Origin of the sequence: Plantibacter sp. MMLR14_011 (assembly GCF_001865025.1) — a bacterium.
Taxonomy (GTDB): domain Bacteria; phylum Actinomycetota; class Actinomycetes; order Actinomycetales; family Microbacteriaceae; genus Plantibacter; species Plantibacter flavus_A.
Genome location: NZ_MJGW01000017.1, coordinates 494,232 through 518,603 on the forward strand (window position 1 = coordinate 494,232; position 24,372 = coordinate 518,603).

At 68.8% G+C, this 24,372-nt stretch carries 23 protein-coding genes; 6 read left to right on the forward strand and 17 right to left on the reverse strand.

The genetic code is table 11. The features are described from left to right. The first annotated feature begins 5 nt into the window (after window positions 1-5). Window positions 6-467 (forward strand): rhodanese-like domain-containing protein, encoded by a 462-nt coding sequence (locus tag BIU99_RS10730; RefSeq protein WP_139205398.1) that lies wholly within the window; start codon window positions 6-8, stop codon window positions 465-467. A gap of 34 nt (window positions 468-501) precedes the next feature. Here BIU99_RS10730 and BIU99_RS10735 read toward each other — a convergent pair whose 3' ends face one another. From BIU99_RS10735 to BIU99_RS10785, 11 genes are all read right to left on the reverse strand, one after another. Beyond that, window positions 502-2,448: a thioredoxin domain-containing protein gene (locus BIU99_RS10735; protein WP_071261127.1), complete on the reverse strand. Its 1,947-nt coding sequence runs from the start codon at window positions 2,446-2,448 to the stop codon at window positions 502-504. A 21-nt stretch (window positions 2,449-2,469) separates the two neighbouring features. Then, window positions 2,470-3,249 (reverse strand): DUF1684 domain-containing protein, encoded by a 780-nt coding sequence (locus BIU99_RS10740; protein ID WP_071261128.1) that lies wholly within the window; start codon window positions 3,247-3,249, stop codon window positions 2,470-2,472. 132 nt (window positions 3,250-3,381) lie between these two features. After that, complete coding sequence (locus BIU99_RS10745) at window positions 3,382-4,317, reverse strand: ABC transporter substrate-binding protein (RefSeq protein WP_064296509.1); 936 nt, start codon at window positions 4,315-4,317, stop codon at window positions 3,382-3,384. A gap of 89 nt (window positions 4,318-4,406) precedes the next feature. Beyond that, on the reverse strand, window positions 4,407-5,213 hold the full coding sequence (locus BIU99_RS10750; protein ID WP_071261130.1) for an ABC transporter permease: 807 nt from the start codon (window positions 5,211-5,213) through the stop codon (window positions 4,407-4,409). Further along, entirely contained in the window at window positions 5,210-5,920 is a 711-nt protein-coding gene (locus tag BIU99_RS10755) for an ABC transporter permease (RefSeq protein ID WP_064296511.1), read from the reverse strand. Before BIU99_RS10755 ends, BIU99_RS10750 begins: the two co-directional genes overlap by 4 nt. Further along, window positions 5,917-6,786, reverse strand: coding sequence for an ABC transporter ATP-binding protein (locus BIU99_RS10760; protein WP_064296512.1), 870 nt, complete (start codon window positions 6,784-6,786; stop codon window positions 5,917-5,919). The genes BIU99_RS10755 and BIU99_RS10760 overlap by 4 nt, the downstream gene beginning before the upstream one ends. Window positions 6,787-7,003: 217 nt before the next feature. Next, the gene (locus tag BIU99_RS10765) at window positions 7,004-8,503 is read right to left on the reverse strand and encodes an aromatic amino acid lyase (RefSeq protein ID WP_071261132.1); all 1,500 of its coding nucleotides are present in this window, start codon (window positions 8,501-8,503) and stop codon (window positions 7,004-7,006) included. 200 nt (window positions 8,504-8,703) lie between these two features. Further along, entirely contained in the window at window positions 8,704-9,459 is a 756-nt protein-coding gene (locus BIU99_RS10770) for an ABC transporter permease (protein WP_071261134.1), read from the reverse strand. Continuing rightward, window positions 9,459-10,370, reverse strand: a complete 912-nt coding sequence (locus BIU99_RS10775) for an ABC transporter ATP-binding protein (RefSeq protein WP_071261136.1) — start codon at window positions 10,368-10,370, stop codon at window positions 9,459-9,461. The genes BIU99_RS10770 and BIU99_RS10775 overlap by 1 nt, the downstream gene beginning before the upstream one ends. Continuing rightward, window positions 10,367-10,678, reverse strand: coding sequence for a transcriptional regulator (locus tag BIU99_RS10780; RefSeq protein WP_071261138.1), 312 nt, complete (start codon window positions 10,676-10,678; stop codon window positions 10,367-10,369). The genes BIU99_RS10775 and BIU99_RS10780 overlap by 4 nt, the downstream gene beginning before the upstream one ends. A 3-nt stretch (window positions 10,679-10,681) precedes the next feature. After that, the gene (locus tag BIU99_RS10785) at window positions 10,682-11,344 is read right to left on the reverse strand and encodes a hypothetical protein (RefSeq protein WP_139205399.1); all 663 of its coding nucleotides are present in this window, start codon (window positions 11,342-11,344) and stop codon (window positions 10,682-10,684) included. A 261-nt stretch (window positions 11,345-11,605) separates the two neighbouring features. Here BIU99_RS10785 and hrpA point away from each other — a divergent pair, with 261 nt between their 5' ends. Then, window positions 11,606-15,481 carry an ATP-dependent RNA helicase HrpA gene (gene hrpA, locus BIU99_RS10790; protein WP_071261142.1) on the forward strand — a complete coding sequence of 1,292 codons (3,876 nt, stop codon included), beginning with the start codon at window positions 11,606-11,608 and terminating at the stop codon, window positions 15,479-15,481. Window positions 15,482-15,566: 85 nt separating this feature from the next. Here the strand turns inward: hrpA and BIU99_RS10795 are convergent, their stop codons facing one another. After that, entirely contained in the window at window positions 15,567-16,418 is an 852-nt protein-coding gene (locus BIU99_RS10795; RefSeq protein WP_071261143.1) for a sulfurtransferase, read from the reverse strand. 199 nt (window positions 16,419-16,617) lie between these two features. Between BIU99_RS10795 and BIU99_RS10800 the strand changes: the two genes are divergently transcribed. The 3 genes from BIU99_RS10800 (at window position 16,618) to BIU99_RS10810 (ending at window position 18,071) form a co-directional block, all read left to right on the forward strand. Further along, the gene (locus BIU99_RS10800) at window positions 16,618-17,250 is read left to right on the forward strand and encodes a flavin reductase family protein (protein WP_064296588.1); all 633 of its coding nucleotides are present in this window, start codon (window positions 16,618-16,620) and stop codon (window positions 17,248-17,250) included. 96 nt (window positions 17,251-17,346) lie between these two features. Then, complete coding sequence (locus tag BIU99_RS10805) at window positions 17,347-17,727, forward strand: DoxX family membrane protein (RefSeq protein ID WP_064296521.1); 381 nt, start codon at window positions 17,347-17,349, stop codon at window positions 17,725-17,727. A gap of 128 nt (window positions 17,728-17,855) precedes the next feature. Beyond that, entirely contained in the window at window positions 17,856-18,071 is a 216-nt protein-coding gene (locus BIU99_RS10810) for a hypothetical protein (RefSeq protein WP_071261145.1), read from the forward strand. An 88-nt stretch (window positions 18,072-18,159) separates the two neighbouring features. On the opposite strand, the gene nrdF is transcribed toward BIU99_RS10810, so the two are convergent. The 4 genes from nrdF to nrdH all read right to left on the reverse strand — a co-directional run bounded on the left by nrdF (window position 18,160) and on the right by nrdH (window position 22,210). Then, window positions 18,160-19,134, reverse strand: coding sequence for a class 1b ribonucleoside-diphosphate reductase subunit beta (gene nrdF, locus BIU99_RS10815; protein ID WP_071261146.1), 975 nt, complete (start codon window positions 19,132-19,134; stop codon window positions 18,160-18,162). A 215-nt stretch (window positions 19,135-19,349) separates the two neighbouring features. Further along, entirely contained in the window at window positions 19,350-21,455 is a 2,106-nt protein-coding gene (gene nrdE, locus BIU99_RS10820) for a class 1b ribonucleoside-diphosphate reductase subunit alpha (protein WP_064296589.1), read from the reverse strand. A gap of 23 nt (window positions 21,456-21,478) precedes the next feature. Further along, on the reverse strand, window positions 21,479-21,892 hold the full coding sequence (gene nrdI / locus BIU99_RS10825; RefSeq protein ID WP_064296523.1) for a class Ib ribonucleoside-diphosphate reductase assembly flavoprotein NrdI: 414 nt from the start codon (window positions 21,890-21,892) through the stop codon (window positions 21,479-21,481). 84 nt (window positions 21,893-21,976) lie between these two features. Further along, a complete protein-coding gene (gene nrdH, locus BIU99_RS10830) occupies window positions 21,977-22,210 on the reverse strand; it encodes a glutaredoxin-like protein NrdH (RefSeq protein WP_056007615.1) in 234 nt (77 codons plus the stop codon). Between the two features lie 354 nt (window positions 22,211-22,564). Here nrdH and BIU99_RS10835 point away from each other — a divergent pair, with 354 nt between their 5' ends. Further along, complete coding sequence (locus BIU99_RS10835) at window positions 22,565-23,773, forward strand: MFS transporter (protein WP_071261147.1); 1,209 nt, start codon at window positions 22,565-22,567, stop codon at window positions 23,771-23,773. A gap of 11 nt (window positions 23,774-23,784) precedes the next feature. Here BIU99_RS10835 and BIU99_RS10840 read toward each other — a convergent pair whose 3' ends face one another. After that, a complete protein-coding gene (locus BIU99_RS10840) occupies window positions 23,785-24,351 on the reverse strand; it encodes an NADPH-dependent FMN reductase (RefSeq protein ID WP_064296525.1) in 567 nt (188 codons plus the stop codon). Window positions 24,352-24,372: the final 21 nt, after the last annotated feature.

Here is a 24,372-nt window from a genome sequence, read left to right on the forward strand (position 1 = left end):
GGCGCATGACCTCCACGCACGCGCCGTTCCTGGTGGACCCGCTCGTCTCCACCCAGTGGCTCGCGGACCATCTCGGCAGCGAGAGCCTCATCGTCCTCGACGCGAGTGTCGTCGAGCTGCCTCCGCTGGACGACGGCCCGGTGCGGCTGGTGAGCGGCTACGACCTGTACCTCTTCGACGGGCACGTCCCCGGCGCCGTGTTCGTCGAACTGCTCGATACAGGCCGGGGGCTCGGAGCGTCCTCAGCGGAGGAGGTCCGACGCGGTGCGGCCGCCATCGGCGTTACGGAGCAGCACACGCTCGTCCTGTACGACCAGCTCGACGGGCGCTCCGCCGAGCGCCTGCGGGCGGCGCTGACCGGAGCCGGGTACGAGCGCGTCGCGCTCCTCGACGGTGGACTCGGGCGCTGGCGCTCAGAAGCACGCGAGCTGCGGTTCGGCCGTCCGGACGGCTCGTTCGGCACCTGACCCATCCGCGTGTCGGGTCGACGGGTGCGCTGGATCAGCGGGCGTCGAGCTGCGCCACGTCCGTCACGGGGAGCCGGCAGACGAAGTCCCGGCACTGGTAGGCGGTCAACCGGCCGTCGCGACTCGTCCGTTCGGCGAAGACGTCGAACCCGCTCGTCGCCCAAGCCGCCGCCTGCCGCTCGGAGACCACCGCCACGACGTCGTCCCGGCGCGTCCTGACCGCGTCGCGCATCGCCCGATCCGCCGTCGCGCGATCCTCGTCCTCGTCCGGGTCCACCCGATCCGGCCCGACGACGATGAGTTGCGACGCCGGCCCGGTGAGCGATGCCGCCAGGGCCAGACTCGCGCCGAACGCGGTCGGTGCCGACAGCGCAGCCGCCGCGGCGAACCGGACCGCGCCCTCGGCGGCGTCCCGGAACCGGCCGTCGGCCGTCAGCTGGAACAGCAGCAGCGACGCGCGTCCGAGCGACGATATCCCCGAAGGATACGCGCCCTCCGACGGGTCGCCGTCGGTCCGCATGCCCTGGGCCGACAGCACCGGGTCGCCGCCGCCCGGCAGGATGAAGCCGGCCACCGCGCCGGAGGAGGCGTCGGTCACGGTGTCGTCGGGCAGGGTCTCGTCGGTCACGGTCTCGTCTGACAAGCACCGGTCGACGAGGTCGCGGGCGACCTCCGCGTAGCGGACCTCGCCCGTCGCGAGGCCGAGGCGCAGGAGCCCCTCCGCGAGCATCCCGTAGTCCTCGAGGGTCGCCGACGCATCCGACCGCCGTTCATCGAGCGAGGCCCGGGCGAGCGTGCCGTCCGAGCCGAGGTGGTTCTCGACCACCGCGTCCGCCGCCCACCTCGCCGATTCGAGCCACTCGGGGCGGTCGAAGACCGTCGAGGCCTCCGCCAGCGCGCCGATCGCGAGCCCGTTCCACCCGGTGAGCACCTTGCGGTCGACGGCCGGCGGGGTCAGCGTCGCCCGGCCGTCCGCATCGCGTCGGTAGTAGCCGCCCTCCGATCCGACGCCGTCGACGATGCTCTCGGAGTCCTGCGCCGACCCGAAGCCGCCGCTCGGCTGCTGCAGCGTGCCGATGAGGAACTCGGCGATCCCGGCGGCGACACCGGCCGCCCAGGAGCTCGGACGCTCGGCCCAAACCCGGGTGTAGGCGGTGAGGAGGAGCGCATTGTCCGTCAGCATGCGTTCGTAGTGCGGCTCGCTCCAGTCCCGGTTGACCGCGTACCGGAAGAACCCTCCTTCGACCGGGTCACGGAGCGCCGATGCCCCCATCGTCCTGAGGGTGCGTTGCGCGAGGTCGACACCGCGGCGAGCGGCGTCCCCCTCGCGCGGCGTGAGCAGGAAGTCGAACAGCGGGGCCATCGGGAACTTCGGAGCCGTGCCGAAGCCACCGAGCTCCCGGTCCTCGAGCGCCTCGACCGCCTCGACCGCCGCATCGAGCTCGCCGGTCTCCGGCAGCGGCGCGTCATCCGTGGACGACATCGTCTCGGCGATCGCCCGCGCGAGCCCGTCGGCGCTCGCGACGACCTGCTCACGTCGCTCGGTCCACGCGACCCTGACGGCCTCGAGCACCTGTGGGAACGAGGGATGCCCGCGGAGCGGCACGGGAGGCGAATAGGTGCCCGCGTGGAAGACGTGTCCGCGCGGCGTCACGAACACGTTCAGCGGCCAGCCCAGGTCATGGGTGAACGCGCCGGCGGCGGCGAGGTAACTGGCGTCCACGTCCGGATGCTCCTCGCGGTCGACCTTCACCGCCACGAAGTCGCGTCGGAGGAGCTCGGCGATGTGCTCGTCCGAGAACGACTCGCGCGCCATGACGTGACACCAGTGACACGTCGAGTAGCCGATCGAGACGAGCAGGGGGACGTCGCGACGGGCCGCCTCGGCGAAGGCCTCAGGCCCCCACGGGTACCAGTCGACCGGCTGCTCGGCGTGCGATCGGAGATACGGGCTCATCGCCTCGGCGAGCCGGTTGGTCATGCGGGGTCCGTGGCCCGGGACCTACTGGCCGAGCGGCAGTCGCTCGCCCGCCGTGATCCGCGTACGGAGCCGGTTGTTCGGCGCCGGCAGCGGGCACACGTAGTGGTCGCTGAATGCGCACGGCGGCAGGTACGCGCGGTTGAAGTCGACGAGGACGTGGCCGTCCGAGGTCGGGGCCGGCATGCTGATGAAACGGAACCGGTAGCTCTCGTCGCCACTCGTGCCGTCGGAGAACACCGCCCAGAGTCCGTTCGGACCGCCGGTGACCGTCAGCGACACCGCTTCATCACCGAGCTCGAACTCGACACGGCCGACAGGTGTCTCGGTGGTGACGTGGCCGTCGATCGACTCGGTCTCGACCGTGACGTCCGGGGACGGCACGAACCGCGCCGGCCGGATCCAGGCGACGTCGGGGGCGAACGCGCTGATGCCGTCGAGCGAGGTCCGCGTCGCCGCCTCCGGGTCGAGCACCCGCAGGGCGTACACGCCGTCCCGCTCCATGCCTCGGAGCAGCGCGTCGCCGAAGTGCAGTTCGTCGCCGTGGACCAGCTCGACGCGGTCGGTCATGATCTGGGCGCCACTCGGCGTGGTCAGTCCGGTCCCCGTGAGCCGCTCACCGACGATGCCGGTCGCGTCCGCACGCCAGGTGCCCGGCGCGCCCTCGAGGGCGGTCGCCTCCTCGGTCAGCCAGTGGGTGAACCGGAGGGCGGCGATACCGTGGGGTGCTCGGACGGAACGCTCGCGAGCGGTGTGCCAGGCGGTCCAGGACGCGATGAACTCTGCGGGGGTCTCGGAACTCATACCCTGACGCTACCAACTCCTCAGGTGTCGGAGACCCCCTGGACATCCGGCTGCAGCCGGATGCGCTCCCCGCGAACAGCGCGATGGCGCCGCCCGGAGGACCGGACGACGCCATCGACGTGTGGCTGCTGCTCAGTCGAAGAGCTTCTTGTCCTTCAGCCAGTCGGCCGCGAGGGTCTTCGGAGCTGCCTTCTCGTCGCCCTGGTTGCGGGCGTTGAGCTCGATGAGGTCTTCGGTGGTCAGCTCCGCGGACACGGCGTTCAAGACCTCCTTGACCTTGTCGCTGGCCTTGGCCGAGTTGATCAGCGGCAGGACGTTCTGCGGGAGGATCAGGTTCTCCGGGTCCTCGAGCGTGACGAAGTCGTTCTCGGTGATCGACGGGGTCGTGGTGTAGATGTCGGCGAGCTGGACCGTACCGTCGAGCAGGGCCGCGGTGGTCTGGGCGCCGCCGCCGTCGCTGATCGGGACGAAGGTGAGCTTGTCGGCGGGGACGCCGTACACCTCGGTGAGGCCCTTCGGTCCGTACGGACGCTCAGCCAACTCGGGTGCGCCGCCGATGGCGAGCGGGATGGTGAGGGCCGCGAGGTCGGCGAGGCTCGTGACGTTGTTCGCCTCGCTGAACTCCTTCGTGACGTTGTAGGAGTCCTTGTCCTCCGCCTTGGACTGGTCGAGGACCTCGTAGCCCTTGGGCGTGGCCTCCTGCAGGGCGGAGTAGACCTCGTCGCTCGAGGTGGCCGTGGCGGAGTCGTCGAAGAACTGCAGCAGGTTGCCGCTGTAGTCGGGGACGAGGTCGATCGAGCCGTCTTCGAGCGCTGCGATGTAGACGTCGCGAGCGCCGATGTTCAGGGACTCGGCCGTCTTGATGTCGTTGGCCTCGAGCGCCTGGATGTAGATCTGCGCGATGATCTCCGACTCGGGGAATCCGGCGGAGCCGACCGTGATCGTGTCGGATGCCGCGGTCTCCCCGGCGGTCGGGTCGCCTGCGGAGCAGGCGCTGAGTGCGAGGGCCGCGACGGCGGTCGCGGCGATGCCGACGGCGAGGCGTCGACCCTGTCGAACTGTGAACATGATGTTTCCTATCTGTGATGGGCGAGAACGGTGGTGCCGTTGTGGGTCTGGGAGCCGGGCGGTGCTGTCACCCGGGGTGGTGGGACGCTTCAGTCGGTGCGGTATGCCGCGGTCTGCATGTTCGCCTCCGCTTCCGCGACGACGGGGTCTGGAGCGGTGGACCGGTCGCCACCGCTCGTGGCGTGACCCCGGGTCTCGTCGACCCGTGTGTGGGTCGCCTGGACGCCGCGCGGCACGACGGCACGCTGCAGCAGGGAGAAGACGCCCTCGAGGAGGAGGGCGAGCACGATGATGATGATCGAGCCGGCGAGCATCTGCGCGTAGTCCCGTACCGGCAGACCGTCGAGGATGTAGCGACCGAGACCGGGGCCGTTGGTGAGGAACGCGACGACGGTCGCGGTCGCGATCGTCTGCAGGACGGCCGAGCGCACGCCACCGATCATGAGCGGGAGCGCGAGCGGGATCTCCACCTTGCCGAGGATCTGCCACTCGTTCATCCCGACGGCACGCGCGGCGTCGATGGTCTGGCGGTCGATCGCCTCGACCCCTCCGTACGCACCGGCCAGGACCGGCGGGACGGCGAGCACGACGAGGGCCGTGATCGCGGGGACGAGACTCGTGCTGGAGAAGCCCCACCCGAGGGTGATGAGTGCGAGGAGCGAGAGCAGACCGAGCGTGGGCAGCGCCCGGAGCGCGCCGGTGATCGCGACCGCGACCTCTCGTCCCTTCCCGGTGTGCCCGATGAGGAGCCCGAGCGGGATCGCGATGACGCAGGCGATGAGGACGGTCAGGCCGGTCACGGCCAGGTGCTGGAGTACCCGAACAGGGATGCCGCCGGGGCCCTCCCAGTGCGCGGGGTCGAAGATCCAGGCGAAGGCGGCGAGGAAGTTGATCATGCGGCTCCTCCCCCGGCGGTCGCCAGCTCACGGGCTTCGGTGGCCGCGCGACGACGACGGATCGCACCCTTCGAGCTGATCCGCGTCCACGGCATCAGGATTCGGCCGAGGAGCACCAGTAGGACGTCGAACACGATCGCGATCACGACCGTCCCGACGATGCCGGTCAGGATCTCGATCGGGAACTGCCGGTTGTAGCCGTCGGTGAAGAGGTAGCCGAGGTTCGTCACGCCGATGAGGGCGCCGACGCTCAGCAGGCTGATGGTGCTCGCGGAGACCACGCGGACGCCGGCGAGCATGAGCGGACCCGCCAGTGGGAACTCCACCCGCCAGAACCGCTGGCCGGTGGAGAACCCCACGGCCTGGGCCGACTGCCGGACCCCGGCGTCGACGGCGTCGAGCGCGTCGGCGACCGTGCGGACGAGCAGGGCTACGGCGTAGATGGTGAGCGCGATCACGACGTTCGCCGGATCGAGGATCTTCGTGCCGATGAGGGACGGCATGAGGACGAAGAGCGGCAGGGACGGGATCGCGTAGAGGATGCCGCTCAGCGTGAGCAGCACGCCTCGCGACCACCGGTACCGGTGTGCGAGCCAGCCGAGGGGTAGGGAGATGAGGAAGCCCAGGATGATCGGGGGCAGGCTCAGCTGGACATGGGTGAGGGTGAGGTCCCAGATCATGTCCCAGTTCGCGATGACCCAGCTCATGTGGATGCGCCGTCCTTCCGGACGTCCAGGCCGGTGCGGTCGCCTGCGCCGGGCCCGGCTCCGAGGACGCCGGCGGGGCGGCCCGACTCGTCGACGACCACGTCGCGTCCGTCGACGCGCTCGACGTGCAGGGTCCGCTGGCCGCGATCGGCGCCGATGAACTGGGCGACGAAGTCGTCGGCTGGGTTGGCGACGATCTCGGCCGGCGTGCCGACCTGGGCGATGTGGCCGCCCTTCTGCAGGATGACGACCTGGTCGCCGAGGAGGAAGGCCTCGTCGATGTCGTGGGTGACGAACACGATCGTCTTCGCGATGTCGCGCTGCAGTCGGAGCAGCTCCCGCTGGAGCTCGGCACGCACGAGCGGGTCGACGGCACCGAACGGCTCGTCCATCAGCAGGATGTTCGGGTCGATCGCAAGGCCTCGTGCGACGCCGACGCGCTGCTGCTGGCCACCGGACAACTGACTCGGGTACCGGTCGGCGAGCGCGCGATCGAGTCCGACGGTGTCGAGGAGGGTGAGGGCGTCCGCCCGGGCCTGCTTCTTGTTGACGCCGGTGAGCATGGGCACCGTCGCCACGTTGTCGATCACGGTGCGGTGCGGGAGGAGACCGGAGTTCTGCATGACGTAGCCGATGCGGCGACGGAGACGGACGGGGTCGACGGCGGAGACGACCTCGTCGTCGATGACGATGCGTCCCTCGCTCGGATCGACCATGCGGTTGATCATCCGCAGGAGCGTGGTCTTGCCACAGCCTGAGGACCCGACGAAGACCGTGGTGGAACGCGACGGGATCGTGAGGGAGAAGTCGTCGACCGCGAGGGTGCCGTCGTCGAAGCGCTTGGAGACGTGCTCGAAGGAGATCATGCTGGACCGATGCCTCTTCTCTGCACGGCTGTTCGTGACAGGTCGTCTTCCAAGGGCCGTCGCCGCCGCGGTCGGTGGCTCGCTGAACGTCTCTCGGTCGGTGGTCCGAACCTACCGGAGGGCACCGACATCGCCCACCCCCTCGACACGTGTCGAAATACATGGCATGCGACGACGTGGGTGCGCCCGCGCACCGTCACCCGCCGGCCGCCGTCGCTCAGGATCGGTCGACGCCCAACGCGGCGAGGGCCGCCGTGACGAGCTGCTGACCGTGCAGCTCCTGCTCGATCGCCGACCGGAGACCGGCATGCGCGACGGAGAACCCGACCGCCCACTCGTCGTGCTCGCCCGGGCCGAGCGCGTCCGCCGCGACGATCGCCTCGACCGCCAGCACGTCCGCGAAGAGGGCGGTCGAGCGTTCCAGCAGTCGCAGCGAGGTCCCGGCGAAGGAGGCCGGGTCGTCCGAGCCCTCGTCCGGCACGCCGGCGGTGACGACCGGGGTCGCGAGCACGCGCAGTTCGGCGACGAGGTCCGCGGCCGACTGACCGAGCCGACCCGGTCCGAGCCCGTGCCCGGTCCCCCGGTGGTCGGCCCCGCCTCCGTCGATGCGTCTGAGCCGTCGCTCGGCCGCAGCGGCGGTGTGCGCGATGGCCGCGCGCAGCCCGTCGAAGGCGCGGGCGAGCCGCGCGCCGTGGAGCAACCCGCCGGCCCGCAGGACACCCGACGCCTGGTCGACGAGTGGATCCTCCGAGGCCGTTCCGAGCGTCGCTTCCACGAGCTGGACGGCCGCGGTGACCTCGTCGGCGAGGGCACCGTTGATCTGCGGGGTCGCCCGGAGCCGCAGTCCGTCTCGTTCCCCTCCGCCGCGCACACCCTCCGGGCCGACCGGCGTCGCCAACAACTCGGAGATCCGCTCGCCGCTCGCCCGGGTGCCGGCCGACGGGGTGCCCGCGAGGACCGTCGCGTCGAACGCCGGTCCTCGCCCGCCGCGCCCGGACCGCGCAGCCGCCCGGAACGAGAGTGCGCTCGTGGTGTCCGCGAGTCGACTGAGCGCGCCGAGCCGGTGGAGGGCGAGCGCGCCGACGCCGAGGGAGTAGGCGTTGTGATGGACGAACGCCAGCCCCTCGTGCACAGCGAGGTCGAGCGGCGCGAGCCCGACCCGTGACAGGGCGACCTGCGCGGGGAGCCGTTCGCCCGCGAGGACCGCCTCCCCCTGTCCGATCACGAGCGTCGCGACGGATGCCAGGTGGGTCTCGTCGCCGTCGCCGAGGGAGCCGATGGACGGGATCACCGGGGTCACCCCACGGTTGAGGAGTTCCGCGACGAACACGGCGGTCTCGAGGCGGATCCCGGATGCCCCACGGGTCCAGCCTGCGAGCCGGGCGGCGACCACCGCCCGAGCACGGTCCACTGAGAGCGGCAGTCCGATGCCTCCACGGCGGTCATGGACGACGCGCTCCTCCACTGCCGAGACGTCGAGCGTCGCGGTGCGCGGAGCCGCTCGTCCCCCGGCGGTCCCAGGGATCCGTGGACCATGGGGCCGAGAACCCTGCGCACCGACTCCGACCGGCGTCGTCTGCCGGTCGATGATGGCCCGGCCGGCGCCGATGCGGTCGAGCGCCGGGGTGTCGAGGACGACGATGGCGTCGTCGCGGGACACGGCCACGAGGTCGTCGACCGAGATCGGGCCGGTGCCGAACACGACGGGCGCTCCCATCAGTGCGCGCCCGTCGATCGGTCGGCGGCGTTCGTCTGGTCTGCGCTGCTGGACACGGGTCGCTCCATCCGCTCGTCGAGGGGCCGTGGACCGGCCGGGATGGACGTCAGCGTACGAGCGCCTCGCGGCCGGCGCACGGTGTGTGTCGACGTATGACGGCACGCGGGAACGGCCGGTGTTCGGCGAGGTGTCCGTCGACCTCAGCGGTAGCGGCGGCCCTCGTCGCGGCGGTAGAGGGCGAGGACGACGACGGTCAGGACGAGCGTCCACGCCAGGACGCCGACCCACGACCACCACGGCAACTCGCCACCCTGGACCGCCCAGACGACGAGCTCCCGGGTCTGACGGCTCGGGAGGAACACGGACAGCCGGTCGAGCCACGGGGCGAAGAGGAACGGTGGGATGAACAGTCCGCCGGCGAAGGCCAGGGAGAACATGACCACCTGCACCACGGCGATCGCGGCCTTGCTCGGGAGGGCGTACCCGATCGCGGTGCCGAGGAGCATGAACGGCAGGGCACCCACCAGGAGCGCCACGATGCCGCCGAGCAGTCCCATCGGAGTCGTGGTGGCTGCGGTCAGGAACGCGCCGAGCACGACGACCGGTATGACGGCCGCGAACCCGAGGAGGCCGACCGAGCACAGGTGCGAGAGAACACGGGCGACGCTCGTCACCGGAAGCGTGCGGAGGTACGGATCCCACGCCTGTTCCCTCGCCTGGGCGATGGTCAGGCCGAAGCCGAACAGGGAGTTGGCGAGCACGGCGAACACGATGAGGGAGATGACCGCCTGGGTCGCGATGACGGGATCGCCGGCGACCTGCGCCTGCGGGACGACGAAGAACAGTAGCGAGAGCGCCGGGAAGACGAGCGAGCCGATCAGCGCGATCGGGACGCGCACGGTCTCGAGCAGGGAGTACCGCGCGTGCAGGGCGGTGAGCTGGACGGTGGTGGCCATCAGGCGGCGCTCCGTTCGACGTCCGCCCGGGCATCCGCGGTGAGGGTCAGGAACGCCTCCTCGAGGGTCGCTCCGCGCACGGCGAGATCGGTGAACGGGGCCTCGGACCGGACGAGCTCGCGCACGAACGCGTCGGCGTCACGGACGTCCAGTTCGACGGCGTCACCGTCACGACTCGCCTGGACGACCCCGGTGAGCCGCTCCACCGCTCCGGGGTCGGTGGTCCGGAGCCGCACCCGGTGGATACCGACGAGCCCGAGGACGTCGCGCAATGGGGCATCGGTGATGACCCGTCCGCCACCCAGGACCACGACACGCTCGGCGAGCGCTTCGATCTCCTCGAGGTAGTGACTGGTGAGGACGATGGTCGCCCCGAGCTCGTGTTGCCGGCGGATCGCGTCCCAGAGGGTTCGGCGGGCGTCGACGTCGAGGCCCGTCGTCGGCTCGTCGAGGAGCACGAGACGCGGTCTGCCGACGAACGCGAGCGCGACCGCGAGGCGGCGCTGCTGGCCGCCCGAGAGCGAGCCCGTCTGGCGTCGGAGGAGGTCACCGAGACCGAACTGTTCCGCCAGGGCGGCCGTCGGCACGCGGTCCGCGAAGTGGCGTCCGATGAAGTCGACGACCTCTCCCACCCGGAGCGTGGGCGGCAGTGCCGTCTCCTGCGGGGTCGATCCGAGCCTGGTGCGGTTGACCGCATGGGCGGGATCGCCGCCGAAGAGCGTCACCGTGCCGGTCGTCGGACGTCGGGTGCCCTGCAGCAGGGAGAGCACGGTGGACTTGCCGGCGCCGTTGGGCCCGAGGAGCCCGACGAGCGAGCCCGGCTCGATACTGAGGTCGATGTCGTGCAGCGCGGTCACGTCGCCGTAACGTCGTGTCACGCCCTCGAGGGTGGCCAGTGGTGTGATCGTCATGATGTCCCCGTTCCCGACGCGCCGCCGAGCATCGCTCGGAGCCCGGTCATGTAGTCCTCGAACGCGCGGCGCCCGAGCGTGGTGAGTTCCAGGTAGGTGACCGGGGTGCGTCCCCGGTGGGTCTTCGTGACGAGGACGTAGGCGCCGTCCTCGAGCTTCCGCAGATGCGTGGAGAGGTTCCCGGCGGTCATGTCGAGCATCTCCTGCAGGCGGGGGAACGACATACTGCTGTGCGCATCGATCGCCGCGAGCGTCGACATGATGCGCAGGCGGGCCTGAGCGTGGATGAGGGGGTCGAGTTCGTCCATCGGTCACGCCGCCGATCGGTGGGCACGCCGGCGGCGGGTCGCTTCGAGGAAGGTCGCGTACACGAGGAACCCGCCTCCGCCGGCGACGGCCATGATGAGCGCGTTGCCCGGCGAGCCGAAGAACGGCGCGGCCATGCCGACCACGATGATCCAGATGCCCATGCCGTACATGAGGCGGTCGCGCCAGACTGCTCCACCTGCGAGGTAGAGCAGACCGACCACGAGGCTGTAGATCGCCGGGTAGAAGATGGCGGCGAGTGCGGGTGCCATCCCCGCAGCGAACAGTGCGCCGCCGAACACCGCCGCTGCCGTGCACCCGATCGCCCAGGCGATGCCGTACATCGTCCCCTGCACCTGCTGTGCTCCCTGGATCCCACGCGACACGCGGGAGCCGATGATCGACGACGAGACGATGCCGCCCACCATGAGGATCCCGAAGAGCCATCCGGCGACCGCCGGCGGCGTGGTGAACCAGGGGTTCTCGTCGCTCGCGGACCAGAGGGCGAGGAACCCGACGGTCCACGCGACACCCCAGACGTACACGATCGCGATGGTGGGCCTCGTGAAGATGTCGTCGACACGGCTCGCCTGTCGCTCCTGCAGAGCGAGCATGGCGGCCGGGTCGAGCGCGTCCGAGCCGTCGGTGGGTTCCATCGGTGAAGTCATACCTACTTTGTAACGCAAACCACTCTGCGAGGCAACCCTGTTTGCGATACCGCGCGTAAACATCCCCGCTTCGCACCGAGGCGCCGCAGCCCGACTGCCCTTCGACAGGCTCAGGGACCGGGATGAACAGCCCCGGAACTTTGGGGTTCTCCGCGTGCCCTTCGACAGGCTCAGGGACCGGGGAAGGCGGCTCAGGGTTCGCGGGATCAGGAGGCCCGGAACGGCAGCACAACCCGCCCAGCCCGATACGATGGAGGGCTGATGTCCGACCTCCGAATCTCCTACCCGCCCGAGCTGCCGGTCAGTGCCGCCCGCGCGGACATCGCGCGTGCCATCAGCGAGCACCAGGTCGTCATCGTCGCGGGAGCGACGGGTTCCGGCAAGACCACCCAGCTGCCGAAGATCTGCCTCGAGCTCGGTCGCGAGTCCATCGGGCACACGCAACCCCGACGTCTGGCCGCGCGCACGATCGCCGAACGCATCTCGGAGGAGCTCGGCCAGGAGCTCGGCGGCATCGTCGGCTACCAGGTCCGCTTCACCGATCAGGCGTCGAAGGCGACGAAGATCAAGCTGATGACCGACGGCATCCTGCTGAACGAGATCCACCGCGACCGGATGCTGCGCAAGTACGACACGATCATCATCGACGAGGCGCACGAGCGCAGCCTCAACATCGACTTCCTGCTCGGCTACCTCAAGCAGCTCCTCCCCCAGCGCCCCGACCTCAAGGTCATCATCACGTCCGCGACGATCGACCCGGAGAGCTTCTCGAAGCACTTCGACGGAGCGCCCATCGTCGAGGTCTCCGGCCGCACGTACCCGGTCGAGATCCGCTACCGGCCGCTCGTGGCCGACGAGCCCACGGACGACGATGAGGACGCCCCCGAGTCCGAGGCCGCCGACCGCGACTACCTCGAAGGCATCAACGCCGCCCTCGACGAGCTGGCGCGCGAGTCGATGGGCGACGTCCTCGTCTTCCTGTCCGGCGAGACGGAGATCCGCGACGCCGCCGACGCCATCCGCGGCCGCAACCTGCCCGGCACCGAGGTGCTCCCGCTCTACGGCCGGCTCTCCTCCGCAGACCAGCACCGCGTGTTCCAGCCGTCGACCGTGGCAGGCCTCCGCAGGCGCATCATCCTCGCGACGAACGTGGCCGAGACGAGCCTCACGGTGCCCGGCATCACGTACGTCATCGACGCCGGAACCGCCCGCATCTCTCGCTACAGTGTGCGCTCCAAGGTGCAGCGGCTCCCCATCGAGGCGATCTCGCAGGCGTCGGCGAACCAGCGTTCGGGTCGCTCCGGCCGCACGAGCGACGGCATCGCCATCCGCCTCTACTCGGAGGACGACTTCGCGAAGCGCCCGGAGTTCACCGAACCGGAGATCCTCCGCACGAACCTCGCCGCGGTGATCCTGCAGATGATCTCCCTCGGCCTCGGCGACATCGCCGCCTTCCCCTTCCTCCAGCCGCCGGACGCCCGCGGCATCAAGGACGGCGTCGACCTGCTGTCCGAACTCGGCGCGATCGAGACGCGCACCTTCGCCGACGGCTCACCTCGCGGCGGCGGTCCACGCCTCACGCGGGTGGGGCGCGACCTCAGCCGCCTGCCGATCGATCCGCGGTTCGCGCGCATGGTCGTGGAGTCGAAGCGGCACGGGGTGTCGCGGGAGGTGCTCGCGATCGTCGCGGCGCTCACCATCCAGGACCCACGCGAACGACCGCTCGAGCACCGGCAGAAAGCCGACGAACTGCACCGCCGGTTCGTCGACCCGACGAGCGACTTCCTCGCCCTCCTGAACCTCTGGAACTACCTCGAGGAGAAACAGGACGAGCTGTCGTCGAGCGCGTTCCGTCGGCTCTGCAAGAACGAGTTCCTCAACTACCTCCGCGTCCGCGAGTGGCACGACGTCTACCGCCAGCTGCGCCAGCTCGCGAAGCCCCTCGGCCTGACGATCAACGAGCCGGCGGTGAACCCCGACGGCATCCACAAGTCGCTCCTCGCGGGGCTCCTCTCCCACATCGGGCTGAAGGACCAGACCGTCGCTCCGGTCGTGAAGGGCCGGAACGCTCCCCCTGCGACGAAGACCGCGAAGAAGGGCGACTACATCGGCGCCCGCCAGACGCGCTTCGTCCTCTTCCCCGGGTCCGCGCTCGCCAAGAAGCAGCCGAACGCCGTGATGAGCGCTGAACTCGTGGAGACGAGTCGGCTGTTCGCCCGCACCAACGCCTCGATCGACCCGGCGTGGGCGGAACAGATCGCCGGCGACCTCTGCAAACGCTCGTACAGCGAGCCTCACTGGGAGAAGAACCAGGGCTCCGCCGTCGCGTTCGAGAAGGTGACGCTCTTCGGTGTGCCGATCGTGCCGCGCCGCCGGGTGCAGTTCGGTCGCATCGACCAGGAGCAGGCCCGCGAACTGTTCCTGCGGCACGCGCTCGTCGACGGCGAGTGGACCCACGACATCGGTCGCGACAAGCTGTTCGACTTCCACCGCGCGAACCGACGGCTGCGCAAGGAGCTGAGTGAGCTCGAGGAGCGGACGCGACGCCGCGACATCCTCTTCGACGACGAAGCCGTCTTCGACTTCTACGACGCCCGCGTCCCCGCCGAGATCTCGACGACGCGGGGCTTCGAGTCCTGGTGGCGCAAGACGCGCGTCGACCAGCCCGAGCTGCTCACGATGCGCCAGGAGGACCTCCTCCCCGAGGACGCTCCGGCGGTGGACGAGGACCGCTTCCCCGCCGAGTGGGTGCAGGCCGACCAGCGGTTGAAGCTCAGCTATCGCTTCGAGCCCGGAAGCGACGACGACGGCGTGACGGTCATCGTCCCGCTCGCCCTACTCGACCGGCTCTCGCCCGCGGGTTTCGACTGGCAGGTCCCCGGGCTCCGTCGGGACCTCATCACCGCGATGATCAAAGCGCTCCCGAAGGCCCTCCGTCGGAACATCGTGCCTGCGGCCGACTGGGCGGCGAAGCTGCTCGCCGAGCTCCCCGCCGACGTCCCGGCGGTCGCCCCCGGCAGTCCCGCCGCCGAGGACTCGTTCGCCACCCGTCTCGCGAACGCGATCAAGCGGCTCTCCTACATGGACATCACCGCCTCGGACTTCGAGATGGAACGCGTCCCCGACCACCTGCTCGTGACCTTCCGCGTCATCGACGAGCGCGGCCGCACGCTCGCGAGCGGCAAGGACCTCGTCGAGCTGCAGCAGCGCCTCAAGCAGCGCACCCGTGCGAGCGTCGCCAAGGTCGCGGCCGCCAGAGTGCCCAACGCCATCGAGCGCTCCGGGTTCACCAGATGGGACTTCGACGACCTCCCCCGCTTCATCGACATCCGCCAAGAGGACGGCGTGATCCGCGGCTACCCCGCGATCGTCGACGACGGCACGAGCGTGTCGATCCGGATCATGAGCACGGAGGCCGACCAGGCCCGCGCCATGCCCGCCGGCGTGCGCCGCCTCCTCCTGCTCGCGATCCCGTCCCCGACGGCGTACGTGCAGCAGCACCTCAAGGCCAACGAGAAGCTCGCGCTCGTGACGAGCCCGTACCGGTCGACGCCGGCGTTGTTCGAGGACTGCCTCGCCGCCTGCATCGACGATGTCCTGTTCCGCGTGGTGCCCGACGGACAGGTGTTCTCGCGGCTGCAGTACGAGACGCTCCGCGACCGCGTCTCCGCCTCGGTCATGGACCGCATGTTCCAGACGGTCGCCATCGTCGCCCGCATCCTGCAAGCCGCGCGCGACACGGAGAAGGCCATGAAGGCGGCGACGAGCATGACGCTGCTCGCAGCCCTCACCGACATGCGGGGCCAGCTCGACGGACTGGTCTTCCCGGGCTTCGTCTCCCGGACGGGCTCAGCACGACTCGAGCATCTGCCCCGCTACCTCGCGGGCATCCGTTACCGCGCCGAGCGACTGACGGACAACCCGAACCGCGACCGGCTGTGGATGACGGAGGCGCAGACGGCGTCGGCACGGTTCGAGGCCGCCGGTGGCACGATCCCACTGCCCGCCGACGCTCCGGAGCACCTCGTGAAGGCCCGGTGGATGCTCGAGGAGCTCCGGATCAGCCTGTTCGCCCAGCAGCTGGGCACGGCCGAATCGGTGTCGTTGCAGCGCCTGCAGAAGGTCCTCGCGGGCTAGCCCTCCCTGATCCCTGACGATGGACGCCGGTCCCTGAGCCTGTCGAAGGGCGCATCTCCACAAGCTCGATGACCGGGTCGACGGCTCAGGCCTCGGGTCCTGTCGCCACCGGACGCTCCGGGTGGTTCGCCCACTCGCTCCACGACCCCGGGTACAGCGCCGGTTCGAAGCCGGCCAGGGTGAGTGCGACCGCGTTGTGCGCCGCGGTCACCCCACTGCCGCAGTAGGTGGCGACCGTCGCATCCTCCGGTACGCCCGCGGCGAGGAACTGCTCGCGGAGGGTCTCAGGCGAGAGGAACCGGCCGTCGGCGCCGACGTTGGCGGTCGTCGGTGTGCTGAGCGCTCCGGGGATGTGACCGGCCCGGGGATCGATCGGTTCGACGTCACCCCGGTACCGCTCGCTGGCGCGCGCGTCCAGCAAGACCCGTCCCTCGCCCGCCCACGTCGCTGCGGTGTCGATGTCGATGGTCGGCAGGACACCCGTCGTCAGCGTGACGGTCCCGGGTTCCGGGACGACCTCGCCACGCTCCACGGGCAGACCGGCGTCCGTCCACGCCCGGAACGCGCCGTCGAGGATGCGGACGTCCGCGATGCCGGCGTTCCGCAGCACCCACCAGGCGCGCGCCGCCGACAGGCTCGTGAGGTCGTCGTAGACCACGACGACGTCGCCGTCGTCGACGCCCCATGAACGTGCGGACGTCTGGAGCGCCTCGCGATCGGGCAGGGGGTGACGGCCTCGGACGGCCGGCTCTCCGGTCGGCACGTGGTCGGCCAGCTCATGGTCGAGGTCGACGTACACGGCGTCGGGCAGGTGTCCCTCGAGGTAGGCGGGCCGTCCGTCCGGTGCGTCGAGTCGCCACCGCACGTCGAGGACGCGCACCGGCGTCTCGGAGGCCATCAAGGCGGCGAGGTCGTCCAAGGTGATGAGGATGGGCATGCGTCCAGCGTACGCATGGGAGGTCGACGAGACCTGCGTCCGACCGCTCGGTCACCGTCACACCGGGTAACAGAGTTGCAGCTCCGGCCGGATGAGCGAAACGTAGCCTGTGCAGCGTCCACCGAATCGGCGTTGCAGCAGTCGTCCACAGCCGTTCGAAGGATCCCCCGTGAGCTCAGTCCACCCGGCAGCCGCCTCCGTGACCGCCTTGCCGTCCCCCGTCGACGGTGGCGAGGTCGCCCCCGGTTTCGCGTCCCTGTCCCCCGACGACTTCAAGGCGGCGTTCCGTCAGCACCCCGCCGGCGTCTCGGTCATCACCGCCGACGACGGCTCCGGGCCGGTGGGGCTGACCGCCACCTCGGTCTTCTCCGTCAGTGCGGAACCGCCGCTCCTCGTCTTCTCCGTGTCGTCGCTGTCCTCGAGCGCGCCGACCATCACCGCATCCGACACCGTCGTCGTCCACCTCCTGGGTTCCGAGCAGCTGCACATCGCGAAGCTCTGCGCGACGAGCGGAATCGACCGCTTCGCCGACACCTCCATCTGGGACCGCCTGCCCACGGGCGAGCCGTACTTCACGGGCAACGGCGTCTGGATCCGCGGACGCATCGTCAACCGCATGGAGGCGGGCACCTCGACGGTCATCGCGGTGCACGCGCTGGAGTCGAGCGTTTCGCAGCCGCAAGCGGCCGAGGAGCCGGTCCGGGCCGAGCCTGCCGCCGAGGCACCCGCTCCCGCCGTCCCGGCCTTCACCCCGAGCTTCGATGGCGCGCCGCTCGTCTACCACAACCGCACCTGGCACCGCCTCGACGCGAACTCGCAGATCGACGGCTGAGCGACCTGCTGCTGGACATCTGTGCACTCGCAACCCGCCGTCGGTCCACCGATCTCCGGATAGCGTGGTGACATCACCATCGTCGAGAGGACCCTCATGGCTGGATCGAAAGCCCGCACCGCCGCACGTCTGCTGCTCGGAGGCGCACTCGTCTTCGCCGGCGTCAGTCACCTGACCTTCGCTCGGAAGGACTTCCAGGCGCAGGTGCCGGAATGGGTCCCGATCGACGAGGACACCACCGTGCTCGCCTCGGGCGTCGTCGAGATCGCCCTGGGTGCGGCACTCGCCTCAGGCGTGAAGCGGACGGCCGTCGGTAACCTCGCCGCGGCGTTCTTCACCGCGATCTTCCCGGGCAACCTCTCCCAGTGGCTCAACCGCCGCGACGCCTTCGGCCTCGACACCGACAGCCGCCGGTTCACCCGCCTCTTCTTCCAGCCCGTACTCATCGCCTGGGCACTCTGGTCCACCCGACGCTGACCACCCGCCGTCGCTGAGTCGCCCGAATCTGCGCGTTTCCGCGTCGGATTCGAACATCCTCGGGCGAGTCAGCGGCGCACGGCGGCTCTCCGGGTAGTGTCGAGGACACCAGAGCCACAGGGAGAACGATGCTGACGACCGAAGCGACCATGGACGAGCTGCTCGTCGCCGAACCCGTCGAGGCTCCGAGCGCAGGACGCAACGGTGTCGTCAGTCTGGTCGCGCTCGTCGCCATCCTCACGATCGTGGTCACCGCGATCGCGGCGTTCTTCTTCCCCGTCGTCCAGGGCGTGACCGCGTTCTTCTACTTCTTCCTGGCGACCGGTGGTGGCCTCGGCGGCTGACGCCGATACGCGCTCAACGCCTGAGGGCCGGATGGAATCGTGGATTCCATCCGGCCCTCGTGCGTTCAGCGCAGCGACTGCGCGATGACTAGAAGTCCCAGTCCTCGTCTTCCGTGACCACGGCCTTGCCGATCACGTAGGAGGAGCCGGAACCCGAGAAGAAGTCGTGGTTCTCGTCGGCGTTCGGGGAGAGCGCCGACAGGATCGCCGGGTTCACGTCCGTGACCGTCTTCGGGAACATGGCCTCGTAGCCGAGGTTCATGAGCGCCTTGTTGGCGTTGTAGTGCAGGAACTTCTTGACGTCCTCGGTGAGGCCGACCTCGTCGTAGAGGTCCTGCGTGTACTGCACCTCGTTGTCGTAGAGCTCGTAGAGCAGCGAGAACGTGTAGTCCTTCACGTCGTCGCGCTCAGCCTGCGTGAGCTTCTCGAGTCCCTTCTGGAACTTGTAGCCGATGTAGTACCCGTGCACGGCCTCGTCGCGGATGATCAGGCGGATCATGTCGGCCGTGTTGGTGAGCTTCGCGCGGCTCGACCAGTGCATGGGCAGGTAGAAGCCCGAGTAGAAGAGGAACGACTCGAGGAGGGTCGAGGCGGCCTTCCGCTTCAGCGGGTCGTCACCGTGGTAGCGGTCGAGGACGATGGACGCCTTCTTCTGCAGGTTCGGGTTCTCGACCGACCAGCGGAACGCCTCGTCGATCTCCTTCGTGCTGCTGAGCGTGGAGAAGATCGACGAGTAGCTCTTCGCGTGCACCGACTCCATGAACGCGATGTTCGTGTAGACGGCCTCCTCGTGCGGGGTGATCGCATCGGGGATGAGGGCGACGGCGCCGACAGTGCCCTGGATCGTGTCGAGGAGCGTGAGGCCCGTGAACACGCGCATGGTGAGCTGCTGCTCCTGCGACGTCAGGGTGTTCCACGACTGGACGTCGTTCGACAGCGGGATCTTCTCGGGCAGCCAGAAGTTGTTGACGAGGCGGTTCCAGACCTCGACGTCCTTCTCGTCCTCGATCTTGTTCCAGTTGATCGCCTGGACGCGGTCGACCAGCTTGAGCTTCTCTGACATGAATTGGTGTCCTCTATCGGGAAGTGGGGTTGGCCCTTCGACAGGCTCAGGGACCGGTGGTGCTGATGGCCCTCGACGGACCGGTGATGCTGATGGCCCTCGACGGACCGGTGATGCTGATGCCCTTCGACAGGCTCAGGGACCGGGGTCGGGATCAGAGACCGGAACCCCGGTCACTGAGCCTGTCGAAGTGCGATGACGAAGCGCGAAGCTCCTTAGAGCATGCAGCTGACGCAGCCGTCGACTTCCGTGCCCTCGAGCGCGAGCTGGCGGAGACGGATGTAGTAGATGGTCTTGATGCCCTTCTTCCACGCGTAGATCTGCGCCTTGTTGATGTCGCGCGTGGTGGCGGTGTCCTTGAAGAACAGCGTCAGCGACAGTCCCTGGTCGACGTGCTGCGTCGCCGCGGCGTACGTGTCGATGATCTTCTCGGCACCGATCTCGTAGGCGTCCTCGTAGTACTCCAGGTTGTCGTTCGTCATGAACGGAGCCGGGTAGTACACGCGACCGAGCTTGCCTTCCTTGCGGATCTCGATCTTCGACGCGATCGGGTGGATCGACGACGTGGAGTTGTTGATGTAGGAGATCGAACCGGTCGGCGGGACGGCCTGGAGGTTCTGGTTGTAGATGCCGTACTCCTGGATGGACGCCTTGAGGGCCGTCCAGTCCGCCTGCGTCGGGATCTGCACGCCGGCCTGCTCGAAGAGCTCGCGGCCACGAGCCGTCTCGGGCTCCCAGACCTGGTCGATGTACTTGTCGAAGAACTCACCCGACGCGTACTGCGAGTCGGCGAAACCGTCGAAGGTCTCCCCGCGCTCCTTGGCGATGAGGTTCGAGGCACGCAGCGCGTGGAACACCACCGTGTAGAAGTAGATGTTCGTGAAGTCGATGCCCTCGGGGCTGCCGTAGTGCACGCGCTCGCGGGCGAGGTAGCCGTGGAGGTTCATCTGGCCGAGGCCGATGGCGTGCGACTTGTCGTTGCCGTCCTCGATCGAACGCACCGAGGAGATGTGGCTCTGGTCGGACACGGAGGTGAGGCCGCGGATGGCGGTCTCGACCGTGCGACCGAAGTCGGGCGAGTCCATCGTGAGCGCGATGTTCAGCGAGCCGAGGTTGCAGGAGATGTCCTTGCCGATCTCCTTGTACGAGAGGTCCTCGTTGTAGGTGGTCGGCGTGTTGACCTGGAGGATCTCCGAGCAGAGGTTCGACATGTTGATGCGGCCCTTGATGGGGTTCGCCTTGTTCACCGTGTCTTCGAACACGATGTACGGGTAGCCGGACTCGAACTGGATCTCCGCGATGGTCTGGAAGAACTCGCGGGCGTTGATCTTCGTCTTCTTGATGCGGGAGTCGTCGACCATCTCGTGGTACTTCTCGCTCACCGAGATGTCGCCGAAGGGCACGCCGTAGACGCGCTCGACGTCGTACGGGGAGAACAGGTACATGTCCTCGCCCTTCTTCGCGAGCTCGAAGGTGATGTCGGGGACGACGACGCCGAGGGACAGCGTCTTGATCCGGATCTTCTCGTCGGCGTTCTCACGCTTGGTGTCGAGGAAGCGCAGGATGTCGGGGTGGTGTGCGTTGAGGTACACCGCACCGGCGCCCTGACGCGCGCCGAGCTGGTTCGCGTAGCTGAAGGAGTCCTCGAGGAGCTTCATCACGGGGATGATGCCGCTCGACTGGTTCTCGATCTGCTTGATCGGCGCACCGGACTCACGGATGTTCGACAGCGAGAGCGCCACACCACCGCCACGCTTCGAGAGCTGGAGCGCGGAGTTGATGCCGCGGGCGATCGACTCCATGTTGTCCTCGATGCGGAGGAGGAAGCAGGAGACGAGCTCGCCTCGCTGGGCCTTGCCCGAGTTGAGGAAGGTGGGCGTCGCCGGCTGGAACCGACCCGCGATGATCTCTTCGACGAGCGCGACCGCGAGCTGCTGGTCGCCGTCGGCGAGGCCGAGGGCGGTCATGACGACGCGGTCCTCGAACCGCTCGAGGTAGCGCTTGCCGTCGAAGGTCTTCAGCGTGTACGAGGTGTAGTACTTGAACGCGCCGAGGAAGGTCTGGAAGCGGAACTTCTTCGAGTAGGCCAGGTCGTTGAGTTCCTGGATGAAGTCGAACGAGTACTTGTCGAGCACTGCCTGCTCGTAATACTCCTTCTCGACGAGGTAGTCGAGCCGTTCCTTCAGCGAGTGGAAGAAGACGGTGTTCTGGTTGACGTGCTGGAGGAAGTACTCCCGCGCGGCCTCACGGTCCTTGTCGAACTGGATCTCGCCGTTCGGGCCGTAGAGGTTGAGCATCGCGTTGAGCGAGTGGTAGTCCATCTGGCTCGTCGACGGTGCGTCGATCACTGAAACTGGCGCTGCTGCCAAAATGATTCCAATCCATTGTGGACGGTGGTGACATCGTCCTGGGTTCCGAAGAGTTCGAAGCGGTACAGGTGCGGGACCTTGCATTTGCTGGCGATCACGTCGCCGGCGAGCCCGTAGGCCTCGCCGAAGTTCGTGTTGCCGGCGGCGATGACCCCGCGGATCAGGGAGCGGTTGGCCTCCACGTTGAGGAACCGGATCACCTGTTTGGGCACCGCTCCGTCGCCGTTGCCCCCGCCGTAGGTGGGGGTCACGAGGACGTAGGGTGCCGTGGCGTGCACGGCTTCGTCTTTCGCATACAGCGGGATCTGCAACGAGGGCAGGTCGAGCTTCTGCATGAAGCGATGCGTGTTGCCGGAAATGCTGGAGAAGTAGATCAGCCGTGGTTGCACGGGTGGCCTCCTCGTCGACGTCCGGACGGTCGGATGGTGCGGTGCTGCTGGAGCCGGCTCATGATGACGCCTGCGACCGTGGGCTCAAGCCAGACGTGCGGCGAGCTCTTCGATCTTGTCGGGACGGAAGCCCGACCAGTGGTCTTCCTCGGTGATGACGACCGGTGCCTGCAGGTAGCCGAGGGCCTTGACCTGCTCGAGTGCGTTCTCGTCGACCGAGAGGTCGAGGATGTTGTACTCGATGCCCTTGTTGTCGAGTGCGCGGTACGTCGCGGTGCACTGCACGCAACTGGGCTTCGTGTAGACCGTGATTGCCATAGCTCTTCGTGCCTTCCCCTCAAAATCTGGTGATTCCCCGCGGCGTCCTGCGCCGGGGTTCCAATACTACATATAGATGGCGGTCTTCAGGTCGACCACAAGGGCTAGTAGTTACAGCCCTGTAGTTTTCCACCGGGTTCTCCACCGATTCGGGCGAGTTATCCACCGGTTCTCCACTGGCTACAACACCCCTGGGCGACGCGAAAGTCCCGGATTGACGGCCTTTTCTCCCCCGTCCGAGGGATATCTATCCACAGGCAAAATTCTCCTCCGCACCTCCGACATCCGTTGTCGGTTTGGGCGTGTCGCGGGCGTGTCGCGCGTGTCGGAACCGGTCCCTAGACTGGTGTCCTTGTGAGCAGCTACCGTGACCTCCTTCGTACCCCCGGCGTCGCCCGGATCATCGCGGCGCAGCTCACCGCACGCTTCCCGTTCGGGATGCTCTCGCTGGCCTTCCTGCTCCACATCGAACAGGTCACCGGGTCCTACGGGGCCGCCGGGCTCGTCCTCGCTGCGACGAGCATCGGGCAGGCGATCGCCGGCCCCCTCACGAGCCGGTGGATGGGCGTCTGGGGCATCCGCAAGGTGCTCCTCCTCACCCTCGCGGTGTGTGCCGTCTCCGTCACGACCATCGCCCTCGTCACCATGACCGTCCCCGCGTACATGGCGGTCGGATTCGTCGCCGGGCTGAGCACCCCGCCCGTCCAGCCCGCGGTCCGCACCATCTACCCGAAGCTCGTCACCTCCCAGCAGCTCACCCCGTTGTTCTCCCTCGACGCCTCGGCCCAGGAGATCATCTGGGTGCTCGGGCCCGTCGTGACCACCTTCGTGTCCACCCAGGTCGGCACGGTCTGGGGCATCGCCCTGGCGGCGGTGATCATGGTCGTCGGCTGCCTGTGGTTCATCTCCTCACCGGAGGTCGGGCGCGTGCGCATCCCGAGGAGCCGTCGCAAGCTCGGGCAGGTGCTCAAGCGCCCGCCGGTCCTCCTCGCCACCGTCGTCGGCTTCCTCCTCATCGGCGCCTGTTCGGCCGTCGAGGCGGGCGTCGTCGCGACCTTCGGGCACGACGGCCTCGAAGCGGGTATCGTCCTCGCGATCTTCTCGGTCGGCTCGCTGGCCGGCGGCCTCGCCCTCGGACACACCCCGATCGGTCCCTACGCGCTGGCGCGCCGCATCTTCATCGTCTTCGCCGGACTCGCCGTCGCGAGCCTCTTCCTCAACGCCTGGTGGCTGTCGGTCACCCTCTTCGTCGCGGGCATCGGCATCGCACCGGCCCTCGCCGTGCTGTTCGCCATCGTCTCGGCGAGCGTGAAGTTCAGCGACACGGCCGAGGCCTACGGCTGGGTCGGCACCGGTCAGCTCATCGGTGCCGCGATGGGGTCGGCGGCGGCCGGCTTCCTCATCGACGGCTCCGGAGCGGTCGGCGCGTTCTGGGTCGCCGGCCTGTTCGCGCTGCTCGGTTTCGTCATCCCCTGGATCGGTCACCGCTGGCACCCCGACCTCCGCGGCCGCGATGCGAGCCCGATCCCCGACACCGAGCCGATCAACACCCACCCGTCCTGAGCCGCCCCGCTTCAGTCGTCGGCGCGCAGCGGCGCGAGGGCCCCGTCGAGTGCGGCCAGTTCGCCCAGCAGCATCGGCAACATCGTCGTCTGGCGGTCGTTGGGCGTGAACACGCCGTCGGCGATCTGTCGTGAGACGTATGGGATCTCCACGTTCGCACCGGTACTGATGAGACCGAGTGCCTGCAGCACGGGCCGAAGGGCGACGACGCCGCGGGTTCCGCCCGACAGCCCGCCGTAGCTGACGATCCCGACCGGCTTCCGCGCCCACTCGTGCATGAGGTAGTCGAGCGCGTTCTTGAGGGCGGGCGCGTAGCTGTAGTTGTACTCGGGCGTCACGAACACGAAGGCGTCCGTCCGGTCGACCCGCTCGCTCCAGGAGATCGTGTGCGGGTGGACGTAGGCACGCTTCCGCGGGTGCGCGGGCTCGTCCATGAACGGCAACGCCAGCTCCCGGAGATCGACCGCGTCGACGGTGAACCGCTCGTCCGTCTCCGCCACGCCGGCGACCCAGTCGGCGACGGCGCCGCCCACCCGCTCGGCACGGACGCTCCCGGTGACGATCATGAGTTGCGGCATGGGCTCCCTTTCGACGGTGAC